Annotated in this window: 6 protein-coding genes; 1 reads left to right on the top strand and 5 read right to left on the bottom strand. The window is 40.4% G+C overall.

From position 1 onward, the window contains the following. Positions 1–48 precede the first annotated feature (48 nt). Positions 49–636, top strand: a complete 588-nt coding sequence (locus ACM03V_RS05555) for a CPBP family intramembrane glutamic endopeptidase (RefSeq protein ID WP_414619762.1) — start codon at positions 49–51, stop codon at positions 634–636. A gap of 184 nt (positions 637–820) precedes the next feature. Here the strand turns inward: ACM03V_RS05555 and bcsA are convergent, their stop codons facing one another. The 5 genes from bcsA to ACM03V_RS05530 all read right to left on the bottom strand — a co-directional run bounded on the left by bcsA (position 821) and on the right by ACM03V_RS05530 (position 11,719). Beyond that, a complete protein-coding gene (gene bcsA, locus ACM03V_RS05550) occupies positions 821–3,457 on the bottom strand; it encodes a UDP-forming cellulose synthase catalytic subunit (protein WP_414619761.1) in 2,637 nt (878 codons plus the stop codon). Positions 3,458–3,591: 134 nt separating this feature from the next. Further along, entirely contained in the window at positions 3,592–5,895 is a 2,304-nt protein-coding gene (locus ACM03V_RS05545; RefSeq protein WP_414619760.1) for a cellulose biosynthesis cyclic di-GMP-binding regulatory protein BcsB, read from the bottom strand. 158 nt (positions 5,896–6,053) lie between these two features. Then, a complete protein-coding gene (locus ACM03V_RS05540) occupies positions 6,054–7,316 on the bottom strand; it encodes a glycosyl hydrolase family 8 (protein WP_414619759.1) in 1,263 nt (420 codons plus the stop codon). 138 nt (positions 7,317–7,454) lie between these two features. Then, positions 7,455–9,833 carry a tetratricopeptide repeat protein gene (locus ACM03V_RS05535; protein WP_414619758.1) on the bottom strand — a complete coding sequence of 793 codons (2,379 nt, stop codon included), beginning with the start codon at positions 9,831–9,833 and terminating at the stop codon, positions 7,455–7,457. Beyond that, positions 9,830–11,719, bottom strand: a complete 1,890-nt coding sequence (locus tag ACM03V_RS05530) for a carbohydrate porin (RefSeq protein ID WP_414619757.1) — start codon at positions 11,717–11,719, stop codon at positions 9,830–9,832. The genes ACM03V_RS05535 and ACM03V_RS05530 overlap by 4 nt, the downstream gene beginning before the upstream one ends. Positions 11,720–11,848: the final 129 nt, after the last annotated feature.

The raw sequence follows: 11,848 nt of genomic DNA, 5'->3' as shown, positions 1-11,848 counted from the left end.
TGTTTCTTAATCTTTCCCTATTAACTGTTTCTTAATATTTTAATAACTGTGGCGCAACAGCAAAAGAATGAACCAGAAATTCCATACCTGACACGTACCCAAGTGCTGATGGCAATGGGAGTGACAGCTATTATTTTATGGATAGTTGCCAAAGTGTGGTTACAACTTGGTTACTTTTCGTTGATGTCTTGGCGTTGGCATCAACAAGAATTCTTGATCGGAGTGGGTTTAGGTTTAACTATTACCGGCTTTAGTAGTTTGGCTTATCGGTTTTCCCCTTTATACCGTAAAAGCGCCGATTATTACTTGGAAATCGTATTAAAACCTTTAGCATTACCCGATTTAATTTGGCTGGGGCTGTTACCTGGTTTGAGTGAAGAATTGCTTTTTAGGGGAGTTATGCTTCCGGCTTTAGGATTGGATCATTTTGCTGTTATCGTATCAAGTATTTGCTTTGGAGTTTTGCATCTTAGTGGTTCTGGGCAATGGGCTTATGTGATTTGGGCAACTATTGTTGGAGTAGTTTTAGGATACAGTGCATTTTTGAGCGGTAATTTATTAGTTCCGATAGTTGCTCATGTGGTAACTAATTTGGTTTCTAGTTATTTTTGGAAAATACAACAATATAAAGGATAATTAATTTTAGATTTGATATTTTGGATTGAATCATTTTCAGCGCGGAGGAAGGCGGAATTTGCAGAATGATAATTTTTATTTTGTAAACTTTAACTATAAAAATTCAGAAACCCGGTTTTTTGAAAAAATCGGGTTTCTAAGTATCTGAAATTCTTACAAATAATTTTGAGTTAAAATCAAATATTTAAGCGGCAATATCACTCCTACCAAAATTGTCTTCTAAGTTATTTCGTAAAAACTGCTTGATTTTTGGAGATTGTTTGTTACGGAATTTTTCAGGGAAATTAAGCTCTATAGCAACTTTACCGCGTTCTTCTTCAACTATATTGATTTCAGCAACAAATCTAGTGGGTGAAGAATTTTTGCTTTGACTCAACAGCAAACCAACTAACGGTTTCATCGTTTGCATTTTTTCTAAATCTTGTTTTCCAAGCAATCTATCATCACTTGATAAAGCTTTTTTACTATCTAATTCCAACCGTAAACCTGTTATTCCTAATTCGGTAGCAACTCCACTAAAGAAATGTCCATCCCAATATAGTTGGGCGCTGGTGTTTACCTGCCTGCGTATTTTTTTGCTTGTAGTTGGTTTAAGTTCCCGTAGAGAACGAGTGATACTGGTGGCTAAGAAACCAAGAGAAGCAAATGGTTTATCCGCGTTTTCTCGGTTTTGTGAATACCATTCTTTTACGTCGGAAAACATAACCAAGGATAAGTCATCCAATTGGGTACGATTGAGATTAACAAAGTCTACTCCCAAATGAGTCTCTATTTCATTTACCGGAGTAATTCGTACAACTCTTGCTGTAATAACAACGCGAGCGTCAAAATCTCCCATGACTTCAATTTGTACTTCGTCTGGTAAATTTGACCATGATTCTAAGGATATCAAAGCACCAGTTTCTGAAATGTTAATCGTTTCTCCCATGATGGTTTGCTCGTCGCTAGAAATTACTACCGGAAGTTGTCTTTCTAAGCGGTGAGCGGTACGAATTTGTGGTTGTTCAAATCCTACAAGTAAAGCTGCTGATAATAGAATCAAGTTAAAGCCAGACCATAAGGTGTTAACTAATACTGCTTCTGTATCTTCTGGTCTTAGTAATAACCAATAAGGAACTGCTAGTAAAGAGCTAACTACTAATACTGTTACTATGATTAAACCCCGCATTGATGCCCAGTCAAAGGTACGTTTGGTAACGTTTATCCCTTTATCGGTAACGTTAAAGGTACCCATTCCAGGATTAATCAAGGCTAATAATGTTACCCAACCCGCTTGGAAAGACATTACGAATTCAAAAATTTCGTTCCAGAAGGAAAATCGGACGTGTTTATAAATAATGTGGTTGGTAGCTAGGGAAAGAAGAATATGCGGTACGGCATATGCTAAAGTTTCTAAACCCAAACCTTGGATGGGATTAATTCCAAATAATAAGAATAAGGTAGGAATGATTGCGTATATCAGTCTGGGGAAACCATATAAAAAGTGGGAAGTTGCGCTCAAATAACAAATTCGTTGAGCAAAATTTAGATTTAACTTGGTATTAAATAATGGGTTTTCAATTCTAAGAATTTGAGCCATTCCCCTAGCCCAGCGTACTTGCTGACCTACATAAGCTGAAAAGGTATCTGGTGCTAACCCCGCTACCATGATTTTGTCGTAGTAAACGGATTTATAACCTTTTGAGTGTAAACGTAATGCTGTGTGACAATCTTCTGTTACCGTTTCAACCGCAATTCCTCCAACTTCTAAAGCGTGAGTTTTACGAATAACTGCCGCTGAACCGCAGAAAAATGATGCGTTCCAAAAATCATTACCTTTTTGCAGTACTTTGTAAAACAGTTCGTTACCTACAGGGATTTTTCCGTCGGTAAGTAAGTTGCGCTCGAAGGGATCTGGATTATAAAACCAGTGTGGAGTTTGTACGAAGGATACTTTGGGGTCGTAAAAGAAACCTACCGTGTGTAGAAGAAATTGCCGAGATGGAACGTGGTCGCAGTCTAAGATTAGAACTAAATCGCCGTCTGTTTTATAAAAAGCAGTGTTAATGTTACCAGCTTTAGCATGGTCGTTGGTATCTCGTCCCATATGGATGCAGCCGAGTTCTTCGCACATTTGCTGCAACTCTTCTCGTCTGATGCGGAAAGTTTCTCTTTTTGGGTCGTCTTCTTTATACTTTTCAGGACGACCATCATCAAGAACGTAAACCTTCTTTTTACCGGGAGCGTAATCGCAAGTTAAAGCTGCTAATGCTGTTTTACGAACAATCTCAACGTCTTCGTTGTAGGTAGGAATATAAATATCAACATTAAACCATTCATCTTGGGGAATGGTAGAAATATCAATGGGTTTACGCTCTTTAATTTTTAAGGTTTGAAAGTACGCTAATACTAAGCTGAAAATTGCATATAATTCTGCTCCTAGTAGTGTCAAACAAGCAATACTATTTATCCATCCGTCAAAGTTGAGCGTGTAGCTCAGACGATAATATAAATACCGCATTGTCGTTACCAGACTCAGCCACACCATAAACAGGTGATAATACTGACCAACTTCTGTAGAAGATTCCTGTTCTTCTGCTCCTAATACTAGCTGACCTAGTAATACCAGAAAAACAGCGATGGCTCCTTGCTGCCAAACTTCTAACGGTGTAACAATCAGTGGAATTGATAATACTAATAGCAGTAAAATGAACCACTTAAAATGTTTGATTCCGACTTTTTCTAAGGTTTTATCAAAAAAGCTGGGTGTTAAGTCAATCAACCATCTGCTTATGTTAAAGCGCTGGCTTTTTTTTGGAGAGTTTTTGACTGAAGAGGACATGGCAAGTTTTTAATTTTTTTTAATTAAAGGTGATGCGATTTTACAGAAGTAGGGATTGGGGAACGGGGAATAGGGAACGGGGAACTTTAACAATTACCTATTACCCATTACCCATTACCAATTACTAACTATTCCTAGCTTCTGTTAGAAGCAGAAATCCGCTTCAAATAAAGCTGAACAATTCCGTAGAGAATCAGAGATAAACCAACGATACCCGCAGGTACTAACAGCCAGTTTTCCTGTAGCATCCGCGTCATTTTGCTCAGAAGACTGGTATCTTCGATGCGACGACTTGAAGGAGCATTGTCAAAAAATGCTAGCTGATAGCTATCTGGGTCGTAAGCTGCGGGGTTTTCCTTGTCGCTGCTAATTAATACCGTATCCTTCTTCAGTTGGAAGAACCAAGGGTCTTTACTTAATACTTCCTGTACTCTTTCTAACCCAGTATCCGTCTGAGCAGTCAAAGCCAACACAACGCGATCGCCATTCCAAGGAGAGAGTATTTGCTTAATCATTCCTTGTCTATCTTGAGGAACTGTAACGCTGGCTTGGGCTGAACCGCGACCGAATGACCTACCTAAGTTAAAGCCTGGAGATTTGAATACGTCAGGTAAAGGGAAATTCTCTCGCGTCCCAATTCCTACTAAGTGTTCCTTGTTACGCACTTCTGGGGGCAATGTGTTTGCGGTATAGACATCTAGTTTGACTGCATCTGCACGACTTAATCTTCCCAAACGTTCGCTAAAAGCAAGCATTGTCAAGACATCGCTACTGCTCGGTTCTTGTGGAAGTACGATCGCTGTTTCAGATAAATCTTGAGGTGCAGCAAAGGGGAAGCCATACTGCATTAATTGAAGATTGGGTAGCTGTACGGAATTTTCCCGTTTTAAATCAAAATTGGTATCGGAATGAACGGTACCTGAAAGCTGTTGATCTGGTGGACTGATACAGTTTGCTTTATCAAAGGGTTCTTTGGGATTCATCCGGAAAAACACTTGAAGCTTAGAATCAGGCTTAACCAATTTAGCTGGTAAATCTACTTTCAGGTTTTTACGTATTGCTCCTTCGTCTGAATCTAGACGCGCTCCACCAATAAAAACTCCATCCAGTAACACTTCTACAGCAGAGGTTCTAGGATTCATCTGCGGACTATAGCTGTAAACCAGGTTCATCGAACTACCGCGTACAAATCTGTCATCCGGTAATGCACGGAAGTCTATTTCAACTGGTGGGGCAGCAGAACCACGGACGCTAACATCTCTGAAAGCATCACCGTTAAATTGAGTTTTGATTTCGCTTAGCTGAAAGTTATTCGATTCTGGTAAATAGCTGGGCCATTCTCTCTTTCCTGGTGTGTCAGCCTCTTCTAATTTATTGACCAAAACAACTTGCCCGGTGCCTATTTTCTGGGAAGAGGGCTGTGCTAATAACCTGGCAGCTTTAGCTACTCCTACTGCACCATTTCCAGTGGCAACTAGAACAGGAACTTTACCTTTTTTGGTAGTGGTTAGGATTAAGACTCCTGTATCCTCTGGTATTGCTGTCCCATCAGCATTTAAAATTTGAGAACCCGTAATTTTACGAGGTAAATCTAAATCTGCTAGGGCTGGTTGTTCGGCAGGAGTACCGATGATGACCAATCTTTGATCGGCTGACACATCAGAGATATCTGAGATTAAATCTGTCTCTATGGGACGAAATTCTGCTTGTCTACCTAATGAAGCCTGTATTCGGGCTGCTCCCTCCAACCAAGATTGACTGGTACTTTGGGGCTTTAAGTAAACGATGCGGTTAGTGTCTAAATTGAGGTTATCAAAGAAGGGATAAGGATAGTTGCTGAAGTTGAGCGGAATTTCTTTAGGGTTATAGCTAAAAATTAATTTTGAGTCTGGTAGAATCTCCGTCCATAGAGTTGGATCGCCGGGGTTGCTACATCCTTCTGTATTATTCTGCTGGGCTACAATCTTAAGTTCGTTATATTCTTGCAGCAGCTTTGGAGGGATGTTTAAAAGTACTCGACCGACTTGGGATTGTTTGCGATTTAGAGGGATGCTACCTACAGCGCGATCGTTAACTAGTACTGTTAAGTTAGAGCGATTCGCGTACAGTGCTGGCGAATGTTGAAAGTGAATTTCAGCTTTGACATCTCCTACATCCCAACCACGAGGACGAGTAAAAGCCAAACGACCTTCAGAATAGACTCCTCGCAAACGCATTCGGTTGCCAACTATTGGACTACGATTGAATTCTAAAACGTATTTGTCATCGTATTTAGTTGGGGAAGATTTCGAGCTTTTAGCTGCTTGTGCTAATAAAAATCCTTCAGAGTTTTGTAATTGATTTTGAGTAGTAGCTTGTGCAGTTGGTAAAGCCGATAGCAAACAAAAAGATATAAGAAATGCTTTATTCACCGCTTTAAAGTTAAATAGATGCTTCATAACACAATTTTTTTAATTCCACCGGTAAGTTGAGTATGTTTTTGGTTTAAAAATGTTTATTTGATTGCGGTAAATGCTTGAGCTAAGTAATAAGATTTATTACTTAAGTATTGCTGCCAACATTTTATTCGCTTTCCAGATAAAAACGCCATAACTTTTTAATTACTTTGCAAAAGTTCTGGAGGAATTGCTGATGGAGATAGCAACCCCAACCAAGCTAGATTCTGAGTGTAATAAGCTTCGTTATCATCCCAAACTTCTTGTTGGTATTGAGGTAGCAATTTTTTCTCTAGCAATTCTTGAGCCAATTCTGGCTGTATCAGGTTAGTTGCTGCATAGAGCATGGCATATTGAGATGTCGCTTCGTAATTTACTAAAGCTTTACCTTCTAGGTTTATCCGCGCTGGTATGCTCGATTGTTCTTGCCACAATTTGAGCGGGTACTGAATGGATGTTTCCAGATAGCTTCGCGCCCGTGATGAATTAAACCAGCTTGCATCTAATGCGATTCGCCACCAAACTCGATATGCATCAAAGCTATATACGCTTTTGATCGGACTATCGGCAGGTAAGGGTTGGTATTTTCCAGTTTCTGCATCCAGGGCAACCCAGTCACTAGGTAAATTTACAGCACTCAGTTGTCTGGAATCTTCCAATACTTCATAGCTGGTATCTACCAAACTCAACCAATCTCGTTCGGGGTCAACTTGAGCAAATAACCGAAAAGCATAGGGAGCGAAGTAGGAAGGATTGAGAATAATCGATGAATCCTTTACAAATGCAGCTTTCGGACCTGGCAGTAGATAGCGTTTGTTTTCAGATCCAACTACAGTTGAATACTTCCACAAATCTTCTAATTTAGTTTTTGCTATTTTGAGGTATTCCGGACGATTCCAGCGTCTTGATGCCAATATTAAGGCAGTAATAGCATCTATATCCCCATCACTAGCAAAGTTCTTATCTATAGCACCCCAGTTACCATCAGATGTACGTCCCCACTTCCAAGCCCATAAATTATCTACAGGTTTGCCATTTTTTAGTCTTTGTAAATTATTTTCTCCCCAATTTAAAGTGAGAGCAAAGGTTGCTGAGTCATCGATCAGGACTGCTCGCAACATTGCATAGGCTTGACCTTCACTAGTCGAACGATCGCTAGCTTCGTAATCAATCACTCTTCCATCTCTCTGGATAAAACGACGACGATAGCTATCCCAGCTTTCCACCAATAACTCTCTGTTAGGAGTCGAAGCTGGAAGGGCTGACGAAAATTGAACGCTATTACCATCGATAACAGATGGCTGAGGTGGTGATTCCAAAGATTGTATGCCTGGTTTTTCGATATTAGTTGCTGAAGAACCCCCTTTACAGCCGCACAAAGTAATTATGCTCAATATAGCTACTGCTTTTGGAAGATAGTTCATCTTAATAGCCGTTTGTATTAATTATTCTCAGTAAATTTCCTCAAACTTATATTTGAGAAACTTCTTGTCTTACTATTCCCTTGAAGGGTGGGTGTAATTAACTAAGACATTTTTCTTCATCAAAAATTTGTTTCACTATTAATTTTTACCCCGACGCTCGTAACTTTCCCAAGGTGGTTGAAAACCACGTCTTTGCAGAAAATCTTCTTGTATCTGCTGCATCTGATTATAAATTTCTGGGTCTTTTTCACCGCTGGCAATTTGCTCAATTTGCAGTTGTTCTAAGGCTTTCATCGCTGCTAAAGGCTTGTCAAAAATCGCATTCAGTCCAGCCAGAGCGCGGCGTGCTTGTGTATCTTGGGGGTTTTGTTCCAACACTGTGGAATAAATTTGTTCTGCCGAACCAAATCGTCTTTGCTCAAAGCGAATTCCGCCTAAAGCAGCCAAAGCGTCTATATCATCTGGTTCTTCTTTGAGAATATTTTCATAAGCTTTACCAGCCGTCTTAAAATCGCCAATAGCTTTAGCTAATAAAGCTACTCTCTGTTGTGAATTAGCATTATCTGGAGCATTAGCAATCAACTGCTTCATTCGCAAACGTGCTTCAGGGGGGTTTCGTTGAGCTATAGTTTCGAGCAAGCGCTGCTGCAATCTAATGCTGCTAGGGTCAAGTTCCACTAAGTAATTATACAGAGCTTCGCGATTGGGGTCGGTAGGTAATTGTGTTACCAAACTGTATAGTTCTGGTGGGGTATTAGTTGCTTTTTGAGTTGCTAACCAATTATCCAAAACAGCTTCTGCTTCTGGTTTGGAAATACGTTTGGCTTGATAAGCGACGCTAGTTTGTCCCAACTGAGCGGTAATATCTTGTGGATTGCGTTTTATAACTTGCTCGTATACAACTAAAGCTTCCTCAAAACGCTTTTGCTGGACTCTTACCCCTACCAATCCGCGCAAAGCACCATCAGTAATTTCCTCTTGGGGGTTTTCGTTAAGTATGGCAAAGTAGCGTTGAGCGCTGGCTTCTAAGTTGCCTTCCCTTCTTTCGATTTCCGCTGCAAGCAACTGTGTTGCCATGTCATTAGCACCTTGAGATGTTGCCGTATAAACTGCTAAAGCCTGTCTTGCTTGAATTGTATTTTCGAGTTCCAGATACATCTGAGCTACCCGAAAATTCAAAAACGGTGCGTTAACTCCCGTCTGCAATATATTTTCATATACGGGTAGAAGTTGAGGTGAGGGAGCATCTATATCGGCTAATGCTAAAGCTAACTCTTGCAACTCTACAGAATCTGTAGGTAAATTTTGCAATGTTGTTGCTAAGCGCTGTTTCAAATCGGTTTTGGAAACCATTCCCAATTTATATTCCAAACCGAACTGACGCACCATCAAACTTCTATCGTTGGGTAAGGTAGAAGCTAAACGTCTATAAATTTGCAATGCTGTTTCCTCTCCTTGAGGTAAACCAGTAAAGACATTGGCGATTTCTCGCAGCAGACTGGGCGAAGGATTAGGGTTATTAGCAAGAGCTTGACGATAGAGACTGGTGACTCTTTGCGCCAAGGAAGCATTATCGGTATTTTTACGAATTTCATTCAGCGCTCTAGCCAAAGGTAAAATCGCGTCTTCTCTACCTTCTAAAGGATCTAAAACCGCTAAAGCTTCGGCTGATTGTTTATTTGCAATATATGCTTGAGACAGTTGTGCGCGAGCAAGTATCGCTAACTGATCCAAAGTTTCAGAACGCTGTAGCTGGCTTTCTAATATTGCGATCGCTTCTTGGGGATTACCAGTTTTGCGTAAGGTAAGAGCGTAAGCAACCGCAGCATAATCTGTTATTTGTTTGCCACTGGCTTTATAGCGGTTGAATAATTCCTTAGCTTTTTGATAATCACCACTGTAGCTGTAAGTTTGAGCCGCTCCGATGATTGCTTCTGGTGTGGGATTATTTGCCAACACTATTTCAAAGTCGGCAACCGATTCGCTAAATTGTCCTTGATAAGAATAAAGCAAAGCCCGGTAATAGCGGCTTTGCAAATCATCGGGATTTAATTCGAGCAAAGTATTGAGAGCCTTAATACCGGGTTTGTTCCATTCCGGACGATAAGTACCCATCATGCCCACAATTCTTAAGGCTGCTTGATTGCTGGGATCTAACGCTAACACTTGTTGATAAGCTTGGAACGCATCTTCAATTTGCCCTGCTCGGTTATAAGCGATCGCTAAACCTAGCTTGGCTTGTAAAGATTGCGGATTGCTTCTCAAAGCTTGTTGAAAGGCTTTAATCGCATCATCTACCCATCCTTTTTTGAGCAAATTGTAACCCTCTTGCGTGGCTCCAGATGACTGAGCCTGTACGGGTTTTATATTGTTTAAAGTTGCCAGTACGATTGGGCTAGTAAAAACAAATAAGTGAAAAGGTAGCAAAATAATTCCCACAATGGTTTTACTTTGCGTTCGTTTTTGTTGGGATAAATTAGCTTTGTAGAACAAGCTCAAGTTGAATTTGTGATTCATCGAGTCATTCTCCCCCTTGGAGTTACATCAAACTCTGATTTAATCCTCACACCGAGAACTGTTTCGTTAAAGTCGTCTCTTCCCTGAACGGAAAAACCCAATCGTAAATTGTCAAGAAACTGAAAATCGTAATAAAGCTCTAATACATCAAGCTGCTTTCCTTCACGCTCATCTTCGTTGGATAAAGCGCGTCCGTAAGCCAATCCCAATCTGTCATCGGGGGTAAATAAATCTAAGAAACTAGCGCCGAAAACGTATGTATCTGCACCTTCTCCTAAATCTCTATTTTCGTAACGTCCGTAACGTCCAAATAAACCTAGTTTCATTTTGGGAATAAAAACTTCAGCGTTCAAACCATATGCTTCTTCGCGATCGTCCTCCAAAACTCCAAACTCACCGTTTCCGCGATCGATTTGAAAGCTTTGTGGAAAAGAATCGCGATTTCCACCATCTCTAGCAGTACTGTAAGTACCGCGAATAATCGCATTACCGTAACGAACTCCAACTTCACCAGCAAATCCATCCAAACTAAAGTTGCTTAAAGCATCAGATGATGAAAAAACAGCAGCTTTAGCGTCAATATTGTCCGTCACGCTCCAGTTAACTAAAAGTCCAGGCTTTGAACTTATTCCTGTCGATGCTAAAGCTGGATTGGTTTGAAATACCGGATTAAAAAACTGGCTGGCTCCATCTTTAGCAAAGCTATTGCGGTCGAAATAAGATGTTAAATCTAACTGGCCAACTGCAAATCGTAAATTAGGTAAACCCGTCAGAGATGTTGCGAGATAAAGTTCGTTGATATTCAAACCTTCCCGTCGGGAATCATCAAACGAGCTATCCTCACTCGTCAAATCCAAAGTTGCACCAAACAACACTTGAGGGGTGAGCGGATAAGTTCCGGAAAGTCTCGCTCTTGCTGAAGTATTATCTCCTTGAGTTACAAAAACACCTTCGACTCTTAAAGAAGATTCCCTTAAAGCCGCACTGCTTCTTAAAGGGTTTAATTCATTGTTTTGTGGAACTAGTGGAGCCTGAGAACTCTTGATAGGCGATCGCATAGGGGCCCGATTCAGTGGAGCAGATGGACGCATCCCTCCTTGGGAATTTAATAGGGTATTAAAAGTAGGTGTTGAAGTTACAGAAACTGACGGTTGCTCCCGGCGGTAAGCATCAAGCATCTGTTCAAATGTTGGTGCATTTGAAGCGCTAGCATTCACAGGGTATTGAGATACATTGCTAGTTCTAGAATTTAGTAACTGATTGAATGTTGGTACATTCCCTGTATTCGACTGCTGCTGCGGAGTAGTACCTGGGAGTGGTGGTAAAGGAGCAACAGTCGCGCTCGAATTAAAGTCAGGAGAAGTAAATTCTAAACTGCTACCAGGTGGTGCTGGCAATGGAACAGCTTGAGCGCTTAATTGCCTTGCTTCATAAATCCCTGTTTGCGGCCCACCTATAGATTTCGCATCCCTTTCCACTGCTATAGATTGCTCTATGGGGCGTTTAGTTTTACCAGTTATCTGTTCCTGGATAAAACTGTTTTCTAATTGCTTGATATTCTCTAGGGGTAAATACTGTTCTACTTTTTGACTGGGTAAAGTAGCACGAATATTAGAACCCACATTTGGTGGTGGTGGAACTGTTTCTAATTTAAGTTTTGTTCTCCCACTCGGTATCGCTGATTGCGGTACTTGCAGCAAGTCTAGTGACTGCGAAGCTTTATTTGCTTGTTGCTGCGGGGATCTTGTTTGAGCTTGCGAACTATTGCTTACACTCAAAGTCGATAAAATTGAGATAGAAGCAGCACAAAACAGGGCACAAGGTTTGTATTTGTGGAATTCTTCGATCAAAATATATATTTCACTATGTAGTATTTTAGACTTCATTACCCCAATTAATCTATAAGTAAATATTTGCGTTCTATAATGTCGCCACTTTAACAAAAAAAAACGATATCATCGAGGGGATAATACGTATTTTGTCAAGCCAGTAAAAATACAATAAGAATTCGTAAA

The sequence above is a fragment of the Calothrix sp. CCY 0018 genome, from assembly GCF_963920925.1.
In the GTDB taxonomy this organism is placed as follows: Bacteria; Cyanobacteriota; Cyanobacteriia; order Cyanobacteriales; family Nostocaceae; genus Rivularia.
Note: the sequence above shows the minus strand (reverse complement) of the source record. Positions and strands in the feature narration are given on the sequence as shown.